This is a genomic window from Saltatorellus ferox (genome assembly GCA_007751475.1).
Taxonomy (GTDB): Bacteria; Planctomycetota; UBA1135; order UBA1135.
Window position 1 is genome coordinate 1,900,262 of sequence record CP036434.1, and the last position, 23,935, is coordinate 1,924,196.

Here is a 23,935-nt window from a genome sequence, read left to right on the forward strand (position 1 = left end):
AGGGCACTAGTGCCCCGAATCAAAAGTTCGTCGCATTAGTTTCGCCTGTTTCGCTCCGTAGCTGCGTTGCCGAACCTTGGACGGAACTACTGCTACGCACTGCGGTTCGGACGCCTTGCTACGAAACGAAACAGACTGAAACTAATACGACGAACTTCTGATTCAGGGCACTAGCCCGGCGGCCTGTGCGGCGAGGAGAGCTTTGGCAGCGGCGGCTTCTGCGGCGGCAGCGGCGGCTGCCGCCGAGGCGACCGCGGCTCGAGCGTCGGCTGCTGACTGGTCGGCGGCCTTGTCAGCGGCTTTCTGCTCTTCCTTGGCGGCTTTCTCCGCCGCCTCGGCCGCGTCCTTCGACGTCGGATCCTCGGCCGCAGCGGCCGCCGCCTTCTCCGCGGCCTTCGCCGCCTTCTCCGCGGCCTTGGCTGCTTTCTCGGCCGCCTTCACAGCTGCTTCCACGGCCTTGTCGGCTTTCTTCTGGGCGTCCTTCGCGGCCTTGGCCGCGGCGTCCGCCTGCTTCTTCGTGATGGCCACAGGGCTCGTTTCGCCCGTGGCACCCGCCGGATCCTGGTTCGCGAACCAGTCGATCACGTCTTCCACCTGGTCCTGGAACGTGGCGTCCCAGTCCCAGTCTTCCTGGCCCGCCGAGGGGTCGGCCGGAGCGGTTTCCCCTGCCTGCTCCACGATTTGCATCCGCGCGGCCATTCGGTCCTGGGCCTCGATCGAGGCGACGTCGCTCCAGTCGAACGCGGACTCTGGGCCCGCGTAGCGCTGCTCGAGTCCGCTCGCGTCGAGGTAGCGGATGCTCAACGCCACATCGTCGAGGCGATGGGCCGCGCCGAGCGGGGGATGGGGGGCGGCGTTGGCCCCTCCGATCTGAACGCCGAGGGACGCCAGGCCGGTCGCCGGACGCTCGGTCGGAGCGGGCAGGTCGAGGATCTGCCAGGTGTCCTGCTCTGGCACGGCGAGAACGCCTCGGTAGGACTCGTCGTCGAAATGGAGCCTCGCGCCAGCCCCGATCTCGAGGCGCTGCGCGACGACTCCTCCGAAGACCTCGAAGTTTCCTCCGAGGTGAACCGTGGAGCCGGGCGCGTAGACCGTGCCGTGGAACCTGGACGTGGCATCCAGCTGCAGGGGAGGGCCGGGATCGCCGGCGAACTCCGGGGCGGCCTGGATCGACACCTCCTTCGAACTCGCGCCCGTCGTTTCGACGAAGGAGGCCGGGTCCATGAGAATGGATCCCGTCACGAACAGCTCGACGTCGCCGTCCCGCGTGTCGAGGGTCAGCGTCGAGCCACCTTCCAGCGTGAGGTCGTGCACGACCAACCTCGCCGGGCCGCGGACGATCACATCGCTTCCTGCCGCAGCCGAGAAGGTGCCGATACGCATGTCGCCAGGCGGTACGACGCGCGGGATGGCGCTGGAGTGGGTGAGGTCAACAGCATCTCCGAGGTTCGGGATCTCGACGGGGTGGACCTGGGCCTGCATGGCCCGGGGGGTCGTCGAGCCGCTGATCGTCGCGGTGTCGAGGCCCGTGACCTGGCCATTGACGCCGGGCTGAAGGGAACCGAAGACCGCCACGGCCGCTGTGGCGTCTGCGAAGGTGATGTTTCCGTTGGACCCAAGGACGCCCCCGCTCAGCGTGTGCTGCGGCGGTTCACCAGGTGCTGTTCCGGAAGTAGGACCCGGGCCAGCCGCTGCGGAAGGCGCGGAGAGGGGGTCGACCAGGAGAGCCCCCGCGTCACTCGCCTGCTTGAGGATCAAGAGGTCGTCCAGGAACGCGAGGTACTCGACGGGACCGAGGGGCGACTCAGGATTGGTGGGCTGGGCCTTCAGTGTCCAGATGGGGTCTCCTACCTCCTGGTCTCGAAGCGTCACCTGCTTGGATAGAACGGCGAGAAGGCCCTCGGGGGTCAGCACGTCCGCGTACCGGTTGGCGGCGATCTGGGCCGGCCGGTGCACGGAATCGTCCAGCACGAACGGCGCCACAGGGGAGGGCGGCTCGCCGAGGAGCTGCGCGGCAATCGCTGCTATCTCCTCGTCGTACGACCGGTCCGTGGAGTCGAAGCCGTCGGCGAGCAGCGTCGATTCGATGATGATCTCCTCGTCCGCAAAGAAGCCGAGGGGCGGTTCTTCTGGCTCCACGATGAGCCCGAGCATGGCACGCCCTCCGCCGACGGTCGCGGTCGCCCGCAGCCAGACCTTGCGATCGGGAGTCTCGGCCGATTCCACCCAGAGCAGGCCGTCACCGTAGGACGCGGCGTTGTTCGCCGACGCAATCCTGCCGCTGCGTCCCATCCGGACGGCGTGGAAGGCTTCCGCGAGGCCGGCTTCTGCCAGGTAGAAGGCTCGCATCTGATCGACCGATCCGGTCTGCGCCTTGGAGGTCTTCGCTGCGAGCTGGACGAAGCCGATGCAGAGGCCGGAGACGACAGTGACGAGGATCAGCGCGAGCACCAGCGCGAAGCCGGCGCGCTTCCCGGGCGGCGCCGTTCCCGCGCGGGTGCCGTGGACCTCCACGCGGCGAGCTCCTGCGCCGTGGCCCTCGCCTTCCGCCGCTCTGATCCTGGCCTGCATGATCTCGCGAGATGAAGCCGCCAGCGCACCCCAACGGCGCCGTGGCGGCGCTAGACGAAGTCCGACGGCCTTCGCCTGCTTCGCGGGTTGGCTCACAGGGTGCTCACCGGGCCTGCGGCCCCGCCTCCGGTCCGTTCGCGAATCTCCCTTGCCACAGCGCCACTTGGGCGCACTGGCGATTCCCTCTCGCGAATCATGCAGGCTAGTCGAGTGATCCAATGTCGTCCCTTCGGCGCGCGGCAAGGCCACAGGCGTCCGGGATGTATCCCCCTTCTTCCCCACTGATCGGAGCAAGAGAAACACATTCCTGATCGGAATGGACATCCCTCGGTCCTCTCGGAAGCAAAAAGCCTCAGAAGGGGACCGAACCCTCGATCGAACTCAGTCGCGGTCGTCGACCGGCGCCTATTCCAGCGACAGGCTGAGACGGTCCGAGAAGTTGCTGGTGGGGGCACCTGTCGAGCTCACGTCCCGGTACCAGGCGGTGAAGTGCCAGGTCTGACCCGCAGTTCCCGCCACCAGGCCGTTCGGGCTCGGGAGCCGGGTCAGGTCGATCGGCAGCTCGAAGAGGCCGTAGGCCCCCGAGTTTCTGATCTGACCCGGGCCCACAAACCGTCCAATCGCGCCGGCCAGGCACAAATTCCCGGAGCTTCCGCCGGGCTGGGAAGAGAAGCCGGCGGTCTGGCTGCAAAGGAAGAAACCGAAGGCGTTCGAAGGAAGCGCTCCGGCGGCGAGAGTGACGTCGTTCTGGCTGGCGACGGCGCTGCCGCAGGCGTACGTGATGGCGTCGAAGCCGGTGGAGTTGGATTCGGTGCTGCAGCTGTTCGAGCCGATGAGCGGACAGGCGGCCACGCCGAACGTGATGGTGGTGATCTCCATTCGCACGATCGTGGCGTTCACGCTGGAAGCGAGGATGGCAGCACCCGGGAAGCTGGAGGTCATGGTCTGGCCTACGACCTGCGAGATGTCAGGGCTCTGCAGGAACTGGCCGCTGAAATCCAGGAGACCAGCCGTCACGCCCGTCACGAAGGGAAAGGCGAGTGGAGCGCCGATCGTGACTGCGTCGATCGTTTCGTTCTGGAGGTTGACCTCACCGGGTCCACCGGAGCTGGTCGGGAGGAAGGCGGAGCCGATTCGAAGCCCACCGTGCCAGGGGTCGGTTTCATACTCCCAGAACGTCGGGCTGTTCACGAACGGAGCGTCGATCACCTCGACGTAGAACTCGACCGGGTCCCCGACCGCCACGCCTGCGAAGGGGGCCGCGGGCGTCCCGCCGGAAACGTCGGTGACGACTCCGCGGGCGGTGACCAAGATGTCGCCAGCGTGGGCGCTGGCCGAGAGGAGGAGCGTGACGAAGGCTAGCCTGGACAGCTCACGAGAGGAGAGCAGCAGTGCGCCCCAACGACGCTGTCGCTGCGTCAGACGCAGGCCTTCGGCCTGCGCCCGCCGTCGAGCCGTACGCGGATCTTCCTCGCCATAGCGCCGTGGGGGCGCACTGCTGCTCTGCTCTCGCGAGTCGTCCAGGCTGCTGAGGAGTCGGGGAAGCTGTATGGGCATGGTGTCGTGGATCCAAAGAGTCTTCGAGGAGGATGCTCACAGGGCTGATTCAGCAGCGTCCAGTACGCTGTTTCTGCAGAATTGCCGGCGACCCTACGCGGATGTGCAAGAGCGCCACGTCGGCCCCGAGAACGCGGGCCCGCCTACGCTCCATGCGGTCGTATTCCCTGTCCCTGCGCCGCTCTGGACGATGACCAACGGCTACGCTCTGCGGAACCGCCACGGACGCAAGCCCATCGAGCACTGGAGTGCTCGGACGGAACAGGGCCGCGCGTCTTGACGACGCGCGGCCCATGCCGCGGGTTACTTGCGGAGCTGCGAGGCCGGGACCAGCTTGACCCGCGGCTTCGCCTTCTCGGCCGCCACGTCCTCGGCGAGGACCTCGACGGCCTTCGCGAGCTGGCGGTCTTCACCGCCAGGCGTCGACCACGTCGGATCGTTCCACAGAGCGATGTCCGGCTCGCAGCCGTTCAGCTCCATGTCCTCGCCGGTGCCGACGAGGTACCAGCCACGCATCGGCATCCGGACCATTCCGCCGTCGATCAGGCCGACCGCGCCGGTGCTGATCACGCCGCCCGCGGTGCGCATGCCGACGAGGCGGCCGCGACCGATCTGCTTGATGGCGTGGCTCAGGATCTCGGCGTTCGAGAACGAATGCTCGTTGCACATCAGCACGATCGGCTTGTTCCAGGACGCGTAGATCTTGCGGTCCTGGGGGTAGCCCTCGCCGCTGCCGCGGGACTGGGTGATCGCGTGGACCGGCTGGGTGAGCGCCGTCAGCACATGGTCGGTGGTGCTGCCGCCGCCGTTGAAGCGCACGTCGATGACGAGGCCATCCTTGCCAGCGCCCGCGTGGTAGAGGTCTTCCTCCATCTGACGGAAGCTCGTGAAGTTCATGCCCTGGATGTGCAGGTAGCCGAGCTTGCCCTCGGACAGGCGTTCGACCTCGGCGCGCGTGTTCTCGATCCACTCGTCGTAGAGCAGGCCTGCCACCGAGAAGGTCGGACGCACGGAGACCGTGCGCTCCTCGCCGCTCTTCGACCTGACGAGCAGATCCAGTTCACGGAGCTGCTCCATGGTCAGGATCTTCTCGAGATCGGTCTGCGGGCCGACCTCGGCTCCATCGATTGCGAGGAGCGTCTCGCCCGGGAGGACGAGGCTACGGCTGAGGGAGCACGGGCTACCAGGAATCACGCTCTCGACAACGAGGCCGGGGCCTTCGGAATCAAGCTCGACGCGAAGACCGAGGTGGTAGGTCTGCGCCGTCCAGTCGGAGTTCGAGTCGAGTTCCGGCAGCGGGTCGGCGTTTCCGCGGTGGCCCATGTGCGAGGCGTTGAGTTCGCCGAGCATCATGTTCATCAGCTCCGAAAACTCCGCGGCGCCGAGGCATTCGGCCGCCATGGGGCGGTACTTGCCGCGGATCGCGTACCAGTCCTTGTTGTTGTACGCCTCGTCATAGAAGCGGTCGCGCATGGCGCGCCACGCCTGATCGAACGCGATCATCCGGAACTCGCGCCAGTCGCGCTTGGCGCGGACCTCGAACTCGTAGGTCTCGGTCTTGCCCCTGTCGCTCATCGACGCGGGCACACCGCCCTTGTGTCCCACGAACTCCTTGGCCTCCGTCAGCCAGCGATCGGCGGAGAGCGGCGCGGCGGCGATCTTCTCGGGCTTTTCGGGACGCGGGAATCCGACGCTGTAGAAGCCGCGCTCGCCCTCGATCGTGGCGGAGAAGCCGAGCTTCGTGCCATCACCGAACCAGATCAGCGCGGACTCGTAGGAATCGGAGTAGCGGAGGCGGTCGACGCGTTCGAAGATCCCGTCGAAGTCGATGACGACCTGGGGCTCCTTCTTCTGGTCCTCTTTCTGGTCTTCCTTCTCCTTCGTCGAGGCGTCGTCCTTCTTGCTCTCGTCTGCCTTGGATCCGGCGTCCGGCTTGGCCGCGCCGTCCGGGCCGGCGCCTGGCTTGCCGTCTGCCTTGGCGCCTTTCTTACCGCCCTTCTTGTCCTTCATGGCTTCGAGGGCCTTCTTCAGCTTCTCGTCGCGCGCGGTCTCCTCGTCGCTCGCCTTCGCGAGTTCGACGACGTAGATGTCCGCTTCCTCTCCGTCGCGACGGCCCACCCAGGCGATGCGCTTGCCGTCGCCGGACCACACGGGGCTGGAGTCGGAGTCGGGGTGACGCGAGAGGTTGAAGGGCTCGCGCGTGCCGTCCACGGGCACGATGTAGATGTCGCTGTTGTAGTCGTCGTCCTGGGTGTCGTAGACCATCCACTTGCCGTCGGGCGACCAGTCGAAGCTCGGCGTCGCCCACATCGACGCAATGCGGCGCTGGTCCGTGCCGTCCTCGTCCATGACGAAGAGGTCGGTGTCCTTCGTGTAGCCGATGTGGGTGCCGTTCGGGCTGAGCTGAAGACTGTCCTCGACGCCGCGATCCTCGGTGACCTGGCGCAGCTCGAAGTCGTCGGCCATCCACCAGATGCCATCTTCCTGGGAGTGCGTGGCCTCCCAGATGTCCACCTCGCCCGAGGTATCCGACGTGAAGTAAAGGCGCTTGCCGTCCGCGCTGAAGAGCAGGTTCGACTCGTCGTGGGGCGTGAAGGTGATGCGGACGGGCTCCTTCAGGATTCTGTCCATCACGTAGACGTCCTCGCCTGCGACAAAGGCCATCTGCTTGCCGTCGGCGGTGAAAGCCACGTTCGAAGCGTTCGTGATGCGCTTGCGCTCAAGCGCATTGCTCGTTCCATCGCCCGCCGCGCTCAGCGCGATGGGGGAGAGCTCGCCCGTCTTGGGGTTGCAGCTCACGAGGTCGAAGCGGTGCCGCATCAGAAGGGTGCTACCGTTGCGCGAGAGCACCGGTGAGAAAACGCCGTCGTCGCTGCCGCCCTTGCCGACGTGCGTCACCTGGCGCGTGTCATCGGATCCGAGCTTGCCTTCGAAGATCTCGAAGACGCCGGCGGGATCGCTCATGAAGTAGTAGGTCTGGCTGTCCGGTGCCCACATCGGCGACATCGCGGCGACGTTCTGGAAGCGCTCGCGGTCCTTGTCGAGGCGGGTGAGGGTGGCTTGTCCATCGGTCGAATCGGTGGTGAGGTCCGCGAGCCAGAGCTGAGCGGCCTGCGGACCCTCGTAGCCCTTGCGGATGGGTGAAGAACGGCCGCGCTCGAACAGCACCTTGGTGCCGTCCGGGCTGAGGGCGGCATCCATGACGCCTGCATCGAAGAGCATGCGCTTGGGCTCTTCCCCCTGGGTATCGAGCAGGAACGCGCGCGACGACTCGGAGTAGTGCCAGCCCCGGTCGGTCGATTGACTGATCAACAGGTAGCGGCCGTCGGACGAGACATCATGGATCCGCTTGCGATTCGAGTCATGGGTGATCTGTCGTGCGGGGCCGCCCTCAGCGGGCATGACGTGGATTTGCGCGCGGCCCGAGCGGTCGCTCGTGAAGTAGATCTGCGTCCCGTCCGCGCTGAAGACAGGATCGGAATCCGCGCCCGCGTGGTAGGTGAGCCGGGTGGCCTCGCCGCCGCCGATGGGGGCGGACCAGATGTCGTCCTGCCAGCCGAAGGCGAGTCTTCGCCCGTCGGGTGAGATCGTCGGATCCTGGGGGAGTCGGATGGACTCACCTGCAACCTGGAAGCCCGGGCTCGGGACGGCCGCCGAAACCGGGGCTGCGACGGAAAAGAGGCCTGTGGCGGCCGCAGAGAGCGTGATGGTGGATAGGTACATGACGAATTTTGGTCAGAGGGAGCCCCAAGCTATCGCCCCAGGACCCCCTTGAGTTCGACCGGATGCCCCTCGGCCCAAAGTGGTTCACGCTCGAAACACGCTTCGAACAGAGCTGCAACACACGCAATCGGGCGCGGGTTGATCTGATGGAGTCAAAGCTCCTTCCTCTTCTCTTCGATCCCCATGCAACGAACCATCCTCCCTCTCCTCTCGGCGCCCCTGTGCGCGCTGATGCTCTCGACGTCCGCCCTGGCCCAGGCTCCTTCCGTGGCCATCGTCGCCGCAGCGAACACCGGCCTGTCAGATTGTCGCTACACCGATGTGCAGGCCTACCTGCAGGCTACTGGTTCGTTCCTGGCCGTCGACGTCGTCGACTGCACGTCGACCACGCCGACGCTGACCGACCTCGCCTCCTACGACTCGGTCTTGACCTGGTCGAACACGGACTACTTCGACAAGGACGCGCTCGGCGATGTCTTCGCGGACTACGCCGATGCCGGGGGTGGCGTCGTCGTCGCCGTCTTCGCGAACACGACGACCGGCACGAACCGCTTCCTCGGGGGTCGCTGGGCCACGGGCGGCTACGAGATCATCCTGCCTGCGCAGGGAAACACGAGCAACTCCAGCAGCCTGGGGACGATCTTGGATCCCACGCATCCGCTGGTGCAAGGGGTGACCTCGATCAGTGCGAGCTCGGCGTTCCGCCCGCTGGTCGGTACTCCGATCCTGCAGGGAACGGTGATTGCCGAGTGGGCCGATGGAGCCGCGATGGCAGTGGCCGGTGCGGCTTCCAACCGAGTGGACCTCGGTCTGTACCCGCCTTCGAGCAACTGCAGCTCCGGCTTCTGGGACTTCACGGGAGACGGTGATGTGCTGGTGGCCAATGCACTTCTCTTCGTCGCCGGCGGCGGTAGCGTCGGTTCGAACTACTGCACGGCGAACGCGAACTCGACGGGAGTCTCCGCCAGGATCGGCGCCTCGGGCTCGAACGTGGCAGTCACCAACGACTTGACCCTGGAGGCCAGCGACCTGCCGGCGTTCTCGTTCGCCTTCTTCATCACGAGCCAGACCCAGACCTTCGTGATGAACCCGGCCGGAAGTGCCGGCAACCTGTGCGTGGGGGGCGCTGTTGGCCGCTATGTGGGCCCTGGCCAGATCCAGCAAGCCGGCACCGCGGGCACCATCAGCCTCGGCCTCGACCTGGCGATGACGCCCCAGCCGAACGGCTTCGTTTCCATCGCAGCGGGCGAGACCTGGAACTTCCAGGCCTGGTACCGCGACGCGGTCGGTGGCACGCCGACTTCGAACTTCACGGACGGCTACTCGGTGCTGTTCCAATGACCGGAGATCGGTAGATCCCTGGCGGGCCCCTGGTTCCCTCCAGGAGTGACGCGAAGGACGAGGGATCCCCGACCGACAGGCGGCGGAAAGCAGCGTGGCTGCTCTCCGCCGCCTCGCTTTGTGCCCTTCCCGGGAATGGAATCGACCCCGCCGCCTCAAGCGCACCACTGTCCCAGGCCGATAGGACACGTGTGCAGTTCGATATCGATCCTCGGTCCCCGGTGACCCCCAGCGAGCAGCTGGCCGACCAGGTGCGCTTTGCGGTCGCGGCGGGGCGTCTCGGGGCGGGGGAGCGCTTGCCCTCGGTCCGCGAGGTCGCGAAGGGCGCTCGCCTCAATCCCAACACCGTCAGTCGGGCCTGGCGCGAACTGGAGCTCTCCGGGCTCCTGAAGTCGCGACGCGGCAGCGGGATGTTCGTGACCCCCGAGGGGCCGGCCATTGCCGCCGCGTTCCGCACCGGCATGGTGGCCGAGCGCCTCGGGAGGGCCGTGGGCGATGCCCTGGCGGCCGGGCTGGAGCCGGAAGAAGTGATCGAGCTGACCGAGAACGCCTGTCGAGCGTGGCCGCTCGGACGGGAAGACGTGAGCGAGAAAGACGGCGCGGCGCAGCCCGCTGCTGGATCGACACTGGAAAAGGGAGAGTCGAGATGACGATGGCAACAGAAGCACCCGCGCGGGCCGAGGTCGGCGCGGAAACAGCGGTCAAGATCCGCGGACTGCGCTTTGGATGGACCCGGAAGGACGTTCTGAAGGGCGTCGACCTGGACGTTCAGGTGGGTGAGATCATGGCGCTCGTGGGCGCGAACGGCGCGGGCAAGTCGACCCTGCTTTCGCTGCTCTGTGGGGCCGAGCCCTACCGTCCTTTCTGGCGCCGGCCCAAGGGCGTCATCGTCGACGTGCTCGGGCTCGACCCCGTGCGCAACGGGCACGAGCTGCGCTCGAAGATCGGCTACGTGCCGGATCGCACCGAGCTTCCGAAGTGGATGAAGATCCGCGATCACTTCCGCCTCGTGAAGGCCCTGCATCCGCGCTGGGAGGATCGTGAAGCCGCGCGTTTCCTGGAGCGCTTCGGGCTCAATGAGTCCATGCGCTACGCGGATCTCTCCAAGGGCCAGCGCATGCTGGAGAACGTCACCGCCGCGCTCGCGGTCAGGCCGCCGCTTCTGCTCCTCGACGAGCCGTTCTCGGGCCTCGATCCCGTGGCTCGCAGGCTCGTCACCGACGGGCTCATCGAACACATGTGCGAGAACCGCGCGAGCGTGCTGCTCGTGTCGCACTCGATCGCCGACGTGGAGCGCTGCGCCGACCGCGTCGCGCTGTTCGCAGGCGGCCGCGTGGCCGAGGTGGCCAGCGTGGACGAGCTGCGCGGACGCAGTGAGCACGGGGACCTCGAGGACGCGCTCGTCGCCGTGGCGCTCGACGGGAGGGCCGCTTGAGAGCGCGGGCGTGGTTTCGCTCGGTAGCCGGGCTCGTGCGCACGGAAGCGCGCGGCGCGCTGCCGATGATGATCGTGCTGTGCCTCGCGGGTGCGGCGGTACTGGCTCTGGCGCGGTGGCTGTTCGAGGTCACGCCCGAGTCGCTCCTGAGGGAGCCTACCCACGCGTGGTGGGTGCTCGCCTGGGCGGGAGCGATCCCGCTGTGCGCCGAACTCTTCGGAGGCGGCAGCCGATCCGTGGCGCCGGGAACCCTGCGTCCGCTGGCGGTTCGAAGCTCGGCCGTACTGGATGCAAAGCTCGTGGTGCTGGCGCTGGGAGCGCTGGGGCTCTGGGTCTGGATCGGCGCGGTGGACCTCTTCCTCGATACGCAGATGGCGCGGACGAAGCTCTTGCCCGCGAACTACGAGGTGACCGTTCGGCTGTTGCTCGGCTCCGCAGCGCTGGCGCTGATCGTCACCGGACTGGTCGCCGTGATCTCCCGTAGCGCGCTGGCCGCGACGGTGCTCGGGCTCCTGGTTCAGGCGGTGCTGGGAACGCTGCTGCTCGACCCGGACTGGGCCAGCACCTACGGGGACCAGCGGCTGCTCGCGGAGATCGTGGGCGCGGCCACCTACTACGCCGTGCATCCTCTCGTGCTCTGCCTGGCCGCCATCGCGATCGGCTGGAGCCTGGCGCTCCGTGGCGCCGCGAAGTCGGATTCCGTTCGCGGCCTCGGACTGCGGGCGCTCGGTGGCGCTCTCTGGGCAGGACTGGCGACCGCCACGGCGCTTGGCTCCTCCGCCTGGACCACCGCCAGCTGCGAGCCGATCGGGTTCGACGACCCTGCCGCGAGGATCTACTGGTTCGACCCCAGCCCGGATGGGCGGCAGGTGGCGATCGACCTCTACCCCCCGCACTGGGGTTCACCCGAACCCGAGTCGCCCCGATGCATGGAGAGCGCCTGGATCCTGGACCTCGCGACGGGTGACGTTCGGCTCGCGCTGACCCCGGGCGAGATCGCCCGTCATATCCCTTTCGGCGCGCCCAGCTCCGGTCTCCTGGGCTGGGACGAAGAGGGTCAGGGATTGTGGCTGGAGCTCGCCGGACGCACTCCCTGGATCCGGACTGAGGTTCGGGTCGGCCAGGGGTCGCTCCGCATCCGAGACGGCCGAGCTCCCACTTCTGCTCCGTCTCCTTCCATCCACTCCGACTCGGCGCCGGTCGTTCGTTCCCGTGGAATCCTGACGAAGCGGGCATGGCAACCCGGCGTGGAAGCGTCGGGCCCCGAGTGGTGCTGGGTTCAAGGGGAGTCCTTCAAACCTGCGCTCATGGGGCATGCACCCGACTGGGTGCTCGACCTCGACGGAGATCGCTTCCTCGGCCTCTCTTGGAGGCGCAACACGCTGGAGCTTTTCGATGAAGAGGGAGGCCTGATCGAGGTCCTCTTTCCGCCGCGTGGTCCGCAGGAGGAGCAGAGATGAGTTGGACAGCATCCAAGACCCGCGGCTTCACGGCACTCTTCGGGCTGGAAGCACGCGAAGCGCGCATGATCTTCTGCGGCATGCTGGAGATCGGGCTGCTGGTGGTCGCCGGGGTGGCCTGGTGGACCGTTCGTTCGAACGGCGAGGTCGCGCCGGGCTGGAAGGAGCTCCTGGGGCTTGCGGGCCTGGCGCAGCTGGCGCTCGTGCCGGTGCTGGCGGACGTGCTGTCCGCCGGCGACGAGCGATCGGCGCAGCGCGCCGTCGCCAGTCTGCCCGTGTCCAGCGGGCTCGTGTTGCTCGCGCGGGGCGCGGTGATGCTCGTGGCCGCGGCGACGCTGTTCCTTGGCTTCGCCATCGCATGGTGGCTCCTGGCCGCCGTTCTGCCCGGGCCGTCTGCGTCTTCCCCCTGCGACGAGAGCCCCTGGGATCTGGTCGCCGCCTGGGCGACGGCCGGCTTTCCCCTGCTGCCGCTCGTCTCCCTCGGTACGACCGGCCTCGTCGCCCTGCTCTTCCGCCACGCCCTGAGCGCCACCGTCGTGGGGCTGGCCTCCGCGGCCGCGTTCACGGCGATGCTGGTGGATCCCGGGCTCCTGGATCGCGGGACCAGTCTGCTGCGGCTCGACGGGCCGATCCACAGCGTCGTCTACAGCCCGTGGACGCCCCTGGTTCTGGCGCTTCCCTTCTGGGCTGCGTTCCGGCTCAGGGGCGGGGCAAGCCGCTCCTGGTTCGTGCGAGGTTCGCGCGCGGCCCTGACGCTGGCGCTGTGCTCCGGCGCGGCGGCCGGGGCGGCCGAGTTCAAGGAGTGGCGTCAGCTGTCCTACGCCTTCCAGGACCCCCTGGCACAGATGAACAACCTGCCATGGGTGGCGCTCGACGGGAGCGCCGTGGTGCTCACGCTACGTCGCGACGAAGCGGTGACCGCTTGGGCCGTGGACCTCTGTAGCGGTGAGCCGAGGCGCGCCAGCGAACATGAACTGGAGAGCTATCACGAGGAGTCCAGGCGTGGCTTCGTGCGCGACCGAGGCCCGCTGGTGAGAGCGCGTGAACGCGTCGACGGGGGCTGGGTGCATCCGGTCAGGGAAGAACGCTGGACCTCGGAACTCGGCGGCCCGCCGATCACCGTCCATGTGATTCATGTGCTGCTCCCCGCCCGACGGGCGCCGGGCATCGCGTACTACGTGGACGCGGATCGCTGGTTTCACTGCGTGGACCTGGAAGCGGGCACGGACGAGAAGACCGACATTCAAATCGACGGCCTGCCGCTGACCGCGAGCGTCGACGAGGACGGGCGCTGGCTGACCTGGAACGGTGAGTTCTCCGCGACTCCGACGTTCACCGCCGTGAACCTGGAGACGCGCGAACGAATCCAGTACGTCCCCGGGTCGGCCGGCGAGAGGATCTTCGGGCACGCCTACATGGCGTCGTCCGGAGGCGGGCCCGTGCTGCGCTCGAACCGCGACGACGGGACGGTCTACTACACGATCCGCGACGGATCGTTCGTGCCGATGCCGTTCCAGAGGAGCTACCTCTTGATCTGGGACATCGATGGAGAGCGGATGATCGGCGGGGGCAAGGACGGAGGGCTCTACCTCATCGAGCCCGACGGAAGCGAGGCCACGGTGCTCCGGTCGCCGCGCTGACTCCGTCGGTGCGACCCACTACAGATCCGTGGCGCCGCGGATCGACGTCGGCGTCCATTCGAAGGTTCGCTCCGACACGAAGCGAGCTTCCCTGGGCTGGTTCGCGTCCAGCACGTCCACGCCGTAGCGGGCCTTGACTCGCGCGCGCTTCGCCAGCGAGACCTGGCCCGCCATCAGCGGGCTCAGGGTCCACAGCGCGCCGGTCCTCGCGTCCGGCGGGCCCGCCAGCGACGCATGGCTCGCCAGCGTTCTCCACGTTCCATCCGCTCCCTGGACGTCGAGCGTGTACTCCACGACCTCGTAGGCGGCGTCGCGCAGGTCCTCCATCCACGTGGACAGGGACAGCGCTTCTCCGAGGGCGCTCGGCGCCGGCTGGAGCTTCAGGTGCCACTTGCCGTTGCGGATACGCGCCGACGTTTCGAAGGGGCTGAGCACCGGGTTCCGCAGCTTCGCCGCCCGCAGGACCAGCGCCGTCTGCGAGTACAGCCGGTGGTAGTCGTAGGCGACCGTGCAGTAGCCGGCGTCCGCCCAGTCCGTGCCCCAGGAGTTCTTGATCAGGAAGCCGTTCTCGTCGAAGCCGACGATCAGCACCGCGTGCCCGCCGTAGTCGTCCTGGGGGTAGCGGGCGCCGGAGGCCCACCGGCCCTCGCGCAGCTCCGTGACGAGGTCCTTGCCCGCGGCGCGGCAGATCGCGTGCGCTCCCTCGTAGGTCAACCAGACCTTCTCGGCGGCCGCGACCGTTTCGGGCGTCCGCTCGCGGAAGCCCTCCAGCATCCCGGGATCGATCGTGACGCCGGGCCGCTTCTCGACGTCGGACCACGACGGCCCGTGCACCATGTAGCCCACCGGGATCCCAAGAGTTCCGCTGCGCAGGAGCTCCTTCAATCGCGCGATATCCCGCGTCTCCGTTTCGTCCAGCACCTCGGCGTCCGAGGCCGCGAAGCCCCATTTGCCCGCGGCGTCGCGGAGCCCGCGCAGCTGCTCGGTGTCGATTCGCGTCAGCTCCAGAAAGCGACGGATCTCCTCCGGTACGTCGGGGCCTGCCTTGGCCTTGCGCGGGTCATAGGGCCACACGCTCTCATGGCAGGTGCCGACGAGCTCGAAGAGCGGTACGTACTCGCGGAGCGCATTGCCCTCCTTCAGCGCAAGCGGGCCGCCGATCTGGCGAATCCATGCGTCCACGTCGTTCTCGTGCAGCTTCACCGTCGAGTAGAGCAGCTGCTCGCAGAGATCCGTCGGCACGCCCGGGAACGTCTCCAGTGCGCCACAGATCGAGAAGGCGGCGCAGGTCCCGCGATGCCCCTGGTCCTTCACGGACGACTGCGAGCGGCGATGGTCGACCACCTCGGGGCGGAAGAGCTCGGACGGCGGCGTGAGGGGCGGCGCGTCCTGGGGGAGAAGCGCCGGGGGAAGCAGGAGGGAGAGGGCGGAGAGGAGGACGGTCATGGCGGGATGATGCCAGATGGAGGGAGCGGCGTGGAGCTTGCAGGTCGGGGCCGCGCGGGTTATGGATGGAGCCCGTGCGTGACCTGCCAGCGTTCTACTATCTCGATCATCTGCTCGCCGTGCTGGAGGAAGTGGAGCGGATTCACGGCTGCGCGCTGGGGGAACCCGAGCTCCAGCTGATCGAGGCGTTCCGCGCGCAGCCCCGGATGGCGCAGGCGACGTGGGCGCGGATGGCGAGTCGCAAGGGGCGGTTCTTCACGGCCGAGCAGCTCGAGTACGCGGAGATCCGCGACGTCGCGCGTCAGCTAGAGCGCCTCGTGGAGCACGGCTTCGTCCGCCCGCTGGAGGAGCGCGACGTGGCCAAATGGCTGTCCTCGTCCACCAAGGCCCAGGTGCTGGAGGTGCTCGCCCGCCAGGCCGAGCCGCCGCGATTCGCGGTCTCCTGGAAGAAAGCGCGCCTGGCGGCCGTGGCCGCTGCCTCCGCGCCGCCGGGTGACTTGCTACCGGAGCGCATGACCTACGTGCAGCGACGCGAGGCGCCCCTCGGGTTCATCAGCTTCCTCTACTTCGGAAGGTACGCCGAGGACCTGCGCGCGATCGCGCTCCGGGACCTGGGGCTCCTGCGGACGCGCCCGAACGGGGGGAAGGCGACGGCTCGTTTCCGCAGCGAAGACGAGGCGCGGGCGGCGTACTTCTACGAGCGTGGGCGGCATCATTTTCGCGCGGGTATCGACGCCGAGGTCGAGCGGCTCGTGCAAAGCGTCGACGACTGGCCGGAACCGCGAGCCGCGGCCACGATGGAGCGCCGCGACGGGCTGCTCGATCGGCTCGGCGGGCGCGCCGAGAAAGCCGGTGATGCGGAACTGGCGCTCGCGCTCTACGGTCGCTCCATGTCGTCCGTCTCCCGCGAGCGCGAGGTTCGAATCAGGTACGCTGCCGGGGAGAAGGACTGGGTGGAGCAACGGCTTCTGTCCATGATCGACGATCCTGTGAACGACGAGGAGTGCGTCTTCGCAGCCGACTTTCACGCGCGCAAGTTCGGCGGTCAGCGCACCAGCGCGGCGACCGAGCTCCTGCGCGCGGGCACCGTCATCGAGATCGACGAGGCCTACCGGCACGAGCCCGAACGTGCTGCCGCGCGGCACTTCGTGGAGCGCGGCAGCCGCGCGTGGTTCGCGGAGAACCGACTGTGGCGCGCGCTCTTTGGACTGACGTTCTGGGACCTGCTCTTCGGCCCCGAGGCGCGCGGCTTCCACGGCGAGTTCGATCACCTACCCGCTTCGCTACGCCGTCGGAGCTTTCTGGAAGAGAACGCCGCCGGCGCCGAAGCCAGGCTGCAGCAGCTCCGCGATCCCGCAGGGCTCGAGCCGCTGATTCGCTCCTCGACGGCCGCCGCGTTGCGCGAGCCGAACGCGCTCTTCGACCCTGCCTGGTTCGAGCCAGAGGCCCTCGTGGATCTTTTGCGCTCGGACGGGAACCGAGGCATGGCCCTCATGCTCGAGACAATGGCCCGCGACTTCCCGGGTCACTCCAGCGGCTACCCCGATCTGGCTCTGCTCGACGGCGATCATGCCCGATTCATCGAGGTGAAGGCCGAAGGGGATTCGGTGCGGCGGCCCCAGCTCGTGCGCATGGAAGAGATGCGCGCGGCCGGACTCGACGCGTCCATTCTGAAGGTCGAATGGGGTCTCGATCCGGGCCGCACCTACGTGGTGGTCGACGTCGAGACCACGGGAGGGCGCCCGCCGCTCCATCGCGTGACCGAGGTCGCGGCCGTCCGTGTGCGCCATGGAGAGGTGCTGGACACGTGGTCGACGCTCGTGAACCCCGAGCGTCGCATCCCCGCCAACATCACGCAGCTCACCGGGATCAGCGACGAGATGGTCCGGTCCGCGCCGCGCTTCGCCGAAGTGGCCGATGAGTTCGAGGCCTTCCTCGAGGGCGCTATCTTCGTCGCCCACAACGTGAACTTCGACTACGGCTTCCTCGGCGCGGAGTTCCGGCGGCTCGGCCGCGGCTTCTCCCATCCGAAGCTCTGCACCGTGGTTCAGATGCGGCGCTACTTCCCCGGAAGCCCGAGCTACTCGCTCGGCAAGCTCTGCCGTGAACACGGGATCGAGCTGCGTCACCATCACCGGGCGCTCGACGACGCGCTCGCGACCGCGGAGCTGGTCAAGCGTATCCATCGTGCGCGACATGGAGACCTCGATCCCCGGGGAGTGTAGGGGCGCCTCGGGATCGGGCCTGACTGCTCCATCCCGCAGCGCCAGAGCCGCAAGCCTTGTGCTCTTCGGGCCCCTTCTCTAAACAGGGGGCCATGGAAGATCACAAGCCCAAGTTGCTCGGGCAGCTCGCGTCCACGGCCATTTGCGGGAACGACATCACTTCATCGTGTCTTTATGTCTCTGCGCTTGCGATCGGCTACGCGGGGCGCTGGGCTCCGGTGTGTCTTCTTTTCGTCGCGGCGACGCTGTATCTCTTCCGGTCCATCTACGCGGAAGTCGTGGGGGCGATGCCGCTCAACGGCGGCGCGTACAACGCGCTCCTCAACACGACCAGCAAGTACCGAGCCTCGATCGCGGCGTGCCTCACGATCCTTTCGTACATGGCGACGGCGGTGATCTCCTCCAACGAGGCGATGCACTACCTGCACTCGCTTTGGCATGGGCTGCCGATCATTCCAGCGACGATCGGGCTGCTCGCCGTGTTCATGCTCCTGACGATCTCGGGGATCACGGAGTCGGCCGTCGTCGCCATCGGGATCTTTCTCTTCCATCTCTTCTCGATGGGGCTGTTGCTCATCCTCGGGACGATCGCCGTGTTCACCGTCGGCACCGAAGTCCTGTGGCAGAACCTCTCGACGCCCGCGCCCGGCGGCGTCGCAGCGGCGCTCTTCTTCGGTTTCTCGGCGGCGATGCTCGGGATCTCTGGCTTCGAGTCCTCCGCGAACTTCGTGGAGGAGCAGAAGGAGGGCGTGTTCCCGAAGACCCTTCGCAACATGTGGATCGCGGTGGCCGTGCTGAATCCCGGGATGGCGCTTCTCGCCCTGGCACTGATCCCGACACCCGAGGTCCAGTCCCTGTACCAGGAGACGCTGCTGTCCCAGATGGGCACCCTGTCGTCGGGGAGCTGGCTGGGAACGCTGATCGGCATCGACGCGGTGCTCGTTCTGAGCGGCGCCACGCTCACCAGCTACGTGGGGGTCACCGGCCTCGTGAAGCGCATGACGCTGGACCGCTGCCTTCCTTCGATCCTGCTGAAGGAGAGCCGCTTCCGCACGCCCTGGCCGATCATCGTCGGCTTCTTCGTGCTGTCGGTGTCGGTGCTCCTGATCACCAAGGGGGAACTCGCTTCGCTGGCGGCGGTCTACACCATCTCCTTCCTGCTCGTGATGGCGCTCTTTGCCGTCGGCAACCTGCTGCTCAAGATCAAGCGTTCGCAGCTGCCGCGTCCGACGCGAGCGTCCTACCTGACGGTCTTGATGGCCCTCGTCGCGGTCCTGGTGGCCACGTTCGGGAACGCCAGGCTCAACCAGGCCTACCTCATCGTCTTCCTGGAGTACCTCATCCCGACGGTCCTCGTCGTGACCCTGATGCTGATGCGCCAGCCCATCCTTCAGCTCGGCGTATTCTTGCTGGACGAGGCGCGCAGGGGCGTGCGCAAGGAGCGACGGACCGCCGAGGCGGTCGACAGTTCGGTCAAGGTCGCCTGGTGGGCGCGGATCGGACGCAGCATCAATCGCTGGGAAGAGCGCCTCCGCGGTACGCTGGCGCGCATCCAGACCCAGCCTTTCGTGTTCTTCACCCGCGGCGACAACTTGGAGAACCTGAACCGCGTGATGCTCTACATCCGCGAGAACGAGCACACGAACCGCGTCAAGTTCGTGAGCGTCTACCAGGAGGAGAACGAGGTGCCCCCGCGGCTCGCGGAGCACCTCGCTTTCCTCGACGAGGTCTACCCGGAGATCGACATCGAGTTCCTGGCCGTCCAGGGAGAATTCTGTCCCGACCTCATCGACTCGCTCTCCAGGCAGTGGGGGATCCCGACGAACCTGATGTTCATCGGGTCACCGAGCGGGCACCTGCAGTACCGCCTGGCGGATCTCCACGGCGTGCGGATGATCATCTGATCAGGTTCCTTTACCGCAGGATCGGGCGCAGCTTCACGTCTCGGAACTCGATGTACGAGCCTTCGGACTGGAGGCAGAGGTGGCCCGCGACTTCCGCGCACCAGTCCGCTGCGTTCTGCAGGACGCCGTTCACCCGCAGCTCCACGCGCGGACCGTCGACCAGGATGTCGTAGCGGTTCCACTCGCCCAGCGGCTTCTCCGAGGACGGCGCGCTCCTCGTCGTGTGGCGGCCCTCGGTGCGGCGCGGGTTGGCCTGCATCGGGAACTCGTCGATGTTCCAGAAGTCGCCCGCGCTGCCCGACTGGAGCTGCGCCTCGATGGAGCGAGGCCAGACCTTGTCCGGACCGATCTGGCGCAGCAGGACGCCCGAGTTGCCCGCGCCCCTCGTGGGCTCGAAGCGCCACTCCAGCGTCAGGCGGTAGTTCGTGAACGTCTCCCTGGTCCTGAGGTAGCCCGCGGGGCTGCCGCCGCACTGCAGGACGCCGTTCTCGACGCTCCAGACATCATCGAAGCCCTTCGAGTCGTCGGTGAGATGGAACGTCCACGCGTCCATGTTCGTGCCGTCGAAGAGCACGATCTCCTCGCCGTACGTGGGCTCAGCCGCAGCGTCCGCGGAGAGGAAGGCCACGAGATCCGCCAGATCCTGGGGCTCCAGCCCGAGCGCTGCGCCCTCGGGCATCGTCGAGATCGTCTGCTTCTTGCGCGCGACCACGTCGTCTGCGTCGAGCGTGACGCGGTCGCCGTTCGTCGAGAGCAAGGAAAGAGTCGGCCCGTCCGCCAGCAGGAACCCTGAGTACAGGAGTCCGTCGCTCGTCTGGATGACGTACGTATCGTAGCCGAAGGCGATGCCCGCGCTCGGGTTCAGGATCGCGTCGTAGAGCGCGTCCGTCGCCAGCTTCTTGGCAATCTGCGTGAGCTCTGGCCCGAGGTCGGCGCCGAGGCGCGTGTCACCGAGCTGAAACGCATGGCAGGTGATGCACTGGGCGCGCGAGGCGTCCATGTAGAGCTCGCGCCCGCGCTGGACGTCGCCTTGGAGTTCCAGTAGCTCTGCGATAGACGGCGCGTCCACGCCGCCGGCGCGCGGGAAATGCTGGCTCGCCAGCGCACGCACGCCGAGGTCCGGGTTGCGGAACAGCGCGGCAGCCACCGGTGACACGAGAGACGCATCGAGCTGGCCGCGCTCCTGCGCCTGAATCAGCAACAGCGCGCCACGGGGGTCCGAGGCGAGGGACTCGGCCGCCGCGAGGCGCGCTTCGGTATCGAGGCTCTTATCGGCGACGGTGGCGCTCCATTCCTTCAGAGGCTTCGGCGCTTCCGGCCGCTGCACCCAGACCTGGAACTCCACGGAGGTGCCGTTGCCACCCGCTTGATCGGTGCCGTTCTTCTCGGGGCCCGCTTGCGCCAGGAGCCGCGCGGCGCCCGACGGGACCGTGAACGCGATCTCGCTGCGAGCGTGTGCGCCGATCCCGTGGGGGAAGGTGGCATCGCCGATCTCGAGCGGCCCGCCGCCGGAGTCGCGGTCGACGTTGACGCTGCCCCAGCCCGCGGTGGCGGAGAGCCAGTGGCCCGAGAGCGCGATCTCGCGCCCGTCCTCCATCACGATGCGCGGCGCGATCCATGCGGCCCAGTCGTAGCCGTTGCCGTTGCCGCCCTCGGTGACGACGAGCCAGAGCTTGTCGACGTTCTCGAGGTCGACCTCGACGTCGACGATGCCCTTGCGCATGAGTCCGCTGTCGAAGGCCATCTCGGCGTCGCGCAGGTCCCCGTCGCTGAGGCCTGCGAAGACCGCGTACTCGCGCCAGTCATTGCCGTCACGGTTCTCGATCCACCACATCCCGTAGCCGCGCAGGTCCTCGGGGCCGGCGGTGGCGACGGTCACGACGGCGTCGGCCGCCGCCCGGCCTGGCGCGAAGGCGAGCGCGTCGATGGCGCGGCGCCTCGATGCCTCGCTCAGCGTCGGGCTCATGGCTCGCGCAAGGAAAGCGGGTACGGCGCTCGCAGGGTGGAGCCGCCATGCGAGCTTCTCGAAGCGCGCGTCCCACGCGAGCGGCGTCTCGCCGAACGCGGCGATGAGTTCGCCGTACGCCTCCTCCTCGCGCCCTTCGAACATCAGGCCGAGCGTTTCCAGGTACCAGCGGTCCTCGCCGTCGTAGGCCTCGACGAGGGAGAGCATCTCCTCCAGCGCATCACCTTCCATGGGTGTGTTGCGTAGCGCGTAGGCGCGCTCCCTGCGCTGGTGCGCGTCGGAGCCGGACACGTCACCCGGCAAGGCGACGCGCGTCGCGCCCGCTTTCGGGGCCACGCGCAGGATACGGCCGTAGGCCTTGCGGTCGCCCATGGCGTGGCCGCCGACGCCCGGATCGTACCAGTCGCAGACGTACACGTCGCCCGTGGGTCCCAAGCACACGTCGCTCGGGCGGAACCACTGGCCGCTCTCGCCGCTGGCGTCCGCGGCAGCGCGGATCAGGAAGCCCGGGTCTAGCTCGATGCCGCTCGCCGAGCTGCGCTTTCTGTGCGCGTAGACCACCCGGGCACCGGCATCGCAGTTCAGCACGCAGTCGCCGATCCAGCCGCCCATCAGCGCGCTCTCGTAGACCGCCACGCCGGTCGGACCGCCGCCGCCGTTGATCGTTCCCATCGGAGCGACGCCAGGATCGTCCTGGTGCCAGTGGGCGTCCTGGGTTCCCTGACCGGGCCTCCGATCCGCCTGCCACATCCGCGTGCCGTCGGCGCTGAAGTAGCCGTAGTTTCCGCCCGGCATCACCCACGTGGTGCGGCACGCCTGGTTGCCATCATCGTCGTTGTCGGCCACATACATCTCGCCGTCGCGGTCGAGGGCCACCTCGTAGATGTTGCGGAAGTTGTGGGCGTGGACCTGGATGTCGGAGCCGTCGGGCAAGAAGCTGATCACGAGGCCGCCAGTCCATGCCTTGCCATCGCTGCTCACGAGTCCTGGCTTGTTGTCCGCGTACGTCGGGCCACCGCCCGCGTAGATGCTGCCCGAACGAAGCTGGAAGCCGTCGGGGCCATCGACCACGTGGGGGCCTGCGTTGCCGACCGCCGTGTAGAGCCGACCTTCGTGGGGCACGACCGAGTGCAGGCCATGGTCGTGGTCGTAGCCGCCGAAGCCGGTCAGCACCGTCTCGCGCCGGTCGGCCACGTCGTCTCCGTCGTCGTCGATGTACACGAACAGGTTCGGCGAGCACGAAACGTACGCGCGGTGGCCGATGACGGCGATCCCGAGCGGCGCCACGAGGTCCTCGTCCTGGACGAACACCTTGGACGAGTCGCATTGCCCGTCGCCATCCGTGTCCTCCAGGATCACCACGCGGTCGCCGCCGTCGCGGTGCATGCCTGGGTTGCGCCCGCTCCACTGCCGGTAGTTGACGGCCTCGGTCACCCAGAGGCGGCCGCGCTCGTCGAAGTCCATCGCGGTTGGATTGAAGAGCTGTGGGGACTCGGCCCAGAGCGACACCTCGAGGCCCTCGGGCAGTTCGAACGAGTCGGGGAGATCCTGGCCGCTGGCGCTGAGGGAGAGCGCGGCGGCCACAAGAAGGAGATGGGCTCGGGGCATGGGGCCAGGGTACGACGCGACGGGCTCGCTGCCGAGGCGTTTGGGGCGCTGGTCCGGCACGCCTCGGCCGCGAATCGGGCTGGTCAAGGCGAACGCCTGAAGGGTCGATAGTGCGTCCATGGAGTCTGCAGCGCTTGTCACCTGTGGCCATTGTGGCCGATCCCAGCGGCCGGGCCGGACGCTCTGCGAGATGTGTTCGAACCCGCTCGGCGACGGCGGGGCGGGGGCCGGAACCTCGCCCGGGGTGCTCATGGGAAGCCAGCAGGCGTCGTTGGTGTCTCCGGGCACGGCCGCTCCGCCAGCCCATGGCATCCCCGACTATCGGGCAGCCCGCGCAGAACGAAACGGAAAGGATTTCCAGCGCGGGCTCAACTTCGTGGCCCTCGGGATTCCGCTCGCGTTCGTCTTCGGGCTGACGCCGCTGCTCCAGTACATGGGTTGGTTCCTGAAGTCGCTCTTCCACGAGGTCGGCCACTCGGCCATCGCGATCTTCGCCGGGCACCCTGCGCTCCCGAAGATCTCCCTCAGCGGCCACGCGATGTCGGCCATTGCGGAGCCCGTGTGGATCATGCGGATCGCGGTGGTGGTGGGCACGCTGGGGCTCATCCGCGCCTACCTCCCGCCCCATGGCCGCATCGTCGCGGTCGCGGCCCTCGCGGTCGTCTACCCGCTCCTCTGCTGGACCGGCTTCGGGCACTTCATGATCCTGAGCGGAGGCCACCTGGGCGAACTCGTCGCCGGAGCGGTCTGCCTCTGGCGCTGCCTCGATGGCGAGGACTGTCACCACGATGCCGAGCGCGCCGCCTACGCCATGCTCGGCTGGTACCTGGTGGGGCAGAGCGTCTTGCTCTCGTTCGGCCTGGCGTTCAGCCAGAACGCCCGCCTGGAGTACGCGGCGAACCAGTCGTTCGGGTTGACGAACGACTACATCCGGCTCGCGGACAACGTGCTCGGGGTCTCTCTGGAGAGCGTGGGCTTCGTGACCGGAGTGGTCGCGCTGCTTGTGCCGCTGGCCGTCGTCGGTGGGCATTGGCGGAGCCAGCGCTGATCGAAGGCTCG

The 23,935-nt window shown here is 67.8% G+C and carries 13 protein-coding genes; 8 read left to right on the forward strand and 5 right to left on the reverse strand.

Annotated elements, in window-relative coordinates; translation table 11 throughout:
* Window positions 1-162: 162 nt before the first annotated feature.
* The 3 genes from Poly30_RS06880 to Poly30_RS06890 all read right to left on the reverse strand — a co-directional run bounded on the left by Poly30_RS06880 (window position 163) and on the right by Poly30_RS06890 (window position 7,851).
* Window positions 163-2,571, reverse strand: a complete 2,409-nt coding sequence (locus Poly30_RS06880) for a pilus assembly PilX family protein (RefSeq protein ID WP_145195612.1) — start codon at window positions 2,569-2,571, stop codon at window positions 163-165.
* Between the two features lie 405 nt (window positions 2,572-2,976).
* Window positions 2,977-4,128: a hypothetical protein gene (locus tag Poly30_RS06885; RefSeq protein ID WP_145195614.1), complete on the reverse strand. Its 1,152-nt coding sequence runs from the start codon at window positions 4,126-4,128 to the stop codon at window positions 2,977-2,979.
* Window positions 4,129-4,431: 303 nt separating this feature from the next.
* Window positions 4,432-7,851: a S41 family peptidase gene (locus tag Poly30_RS06890; RefSeq protein WP_145195616.1), complete on the reverse strand. Its 3,420-nt coding sequence runs from the start codon at window positions 7,849-7,851 to the stop codon at window positions 4,432-4,434.
* 183 nt (window positions 7,852-8,034) lie between these two features.
* Between Poly30_RS06890 and Poly30_RS06895 the strand changes: the two genes are divergently transcribed.
* The 5 genes from Poly30_RS06895 to Poly30_RS06915 all read left to right on the forward strand — a co-directional run bounded on the left by Poly30_RS06895 (window position 8,035) and on the right by Poly30_RS06915 (window position 13,727).
* Window positions 8,035-9,192: a type 1 glutamine amidotransferase family protein gene (locus tag Poly30_RS06895; protein ID WP_145195618.1), complete on the forward strand. Its 1,158-nt coding sequence runs from the start codon at window positions 8,035-8,037 to the stop codon at window positions 9,190-9,192.
* Between the two features lie 191 nt (window positions 9,193-9,383).
* A complete protein-coding gene (locus Poly30_RS06900) occupies window positions 9,384-9,842 on the forward strand; it encodes a GntR family transcriptional regulator (protein WP_419191061.1) in 459 nt (152 codons plus the stop codon).
* Between the two features lie 2 nt (window positions 9,843-9,844).
* Window positions 9,845-10,627 (forward strand): ABC transporter ATP-binding protein, encoded by a 783-nt coding sequence (locus Poly30_RS06905; RefSeq protein WP_419191062.1) that lies wholly within the window; start codon window positions 9,845-9,847, stop codon window positions 10,625-10,627.
* Window positions 10,628-10,662: 35 nt separating this feature from the next.
* Window positions 10,663-12,087 (forward strand): hypothetical protein, encoded by a 1,425-nt coding sequence (locus tag Poly30_RS06910; RefSeq protein ID WP_145195626.1) that lies wholly within the window; start codon window positions 10,663-10,665, stop codon window positions 12,085-12,087.
* Window positions 12,084-13,727: a hypothetical protein gene (locus tag Poly30_RS06915; RefSeq protein WP_145195628.1), complete on the forward strand. Its 1,644-nt coding sequence runs from the start codon at window positions 12,084-12,086 to the stop codon at window positions 13,725-13,727. The genes Poly30_RS06910 and Poly30_RS06915 overlap by 4 nt, the downstream gene beginning before the upstream one ends.
* Window positions 13,728-13,745: 18 nt before the next feature.
* Here the strand turns inward: Poly30_RS06915 and Poly30_RS06920 are convergent, their stop codons facing one another.
* A complete protein-coding gene (locus Poly30_RS06920) occupies window positions 13,746-15,173 on the reverse strand; it encodes a C1 family peptidase (RefSeq protein WP_145195630.1) in 1,428 nt (475 codons plus the stop codon).
* A gap of 74 nt (window positions 15,174-15,247) precedes the next feature.
* Between Poly30_RS06920 and Poly30_RS06925 the strand changes: the two genes are divergently transcribed.
* Both Poly30_RS06925 and Poly30_RS06930 read left to right on the forward strand, forming a co-directional pair.
* Complete coding sequence (locus Poly30_RS06925; RefSeq protein ID WP_419191063.1) at window positions 15,248-17,398, forward strand: exonuclease domain-containing protein; 2,151 nt, start codon at window positions 15,248-15,250, stop codon at window positions 17,396-17,398.
* A gap of 92 nt (window positions 17,399-17,490) precedes the next feature.
* On the forward strand, window positions 17,491-19,302 hold the full coding sequence (locus tag Poly30_RS06930) for an APC family permease (protein ID WP_145195634.1): 1,812 nt from the start codon (window positions 17,491-17,493) through the stop codon (window positions 19,300-19,302).
* Between the two features lie 10 nt (window positions 19,303-19,312).
* Here the strand turns inward: Poly30_RS06930 and Poly30_RS06935 are convergent, their stop codons facing one another.
* Window positions 19,313-22,876 carry a PVC-type heme-binding CxxCH protein gene (locus Poly30_RS06935; RefSeq protein WP_419191064.1) on the reverse strand — a complete coding sequence of 1,188 codons (3,564 nt, stop codon included), beginning with the start codon at window positions 22,874-22,876 and terminating at the stop codon, window positions 19,313-19,315.
* A gap of 190 nt (window positions 22,877-23,066) precedes the next feature.
* Here Poly30_RS06935 and Poly30_RS06940 point away from each other — a divergent pair, with 190 nt between their 5' ends.
* Window positions 23,067-23,924 (forward strand): hypothetical protein, encoded by an 858-nt coding sequence (locus tag Poly30_RS06940; RefSeq protein ID WP_419191065.1) that lies wholly within the window; start codon window positions 23,067-23,069, stop codon window positions 23,922-23,924.
* The last annotated feature ends 11 nt before the right edge of the window (window positions 23,925-23,935 follow it).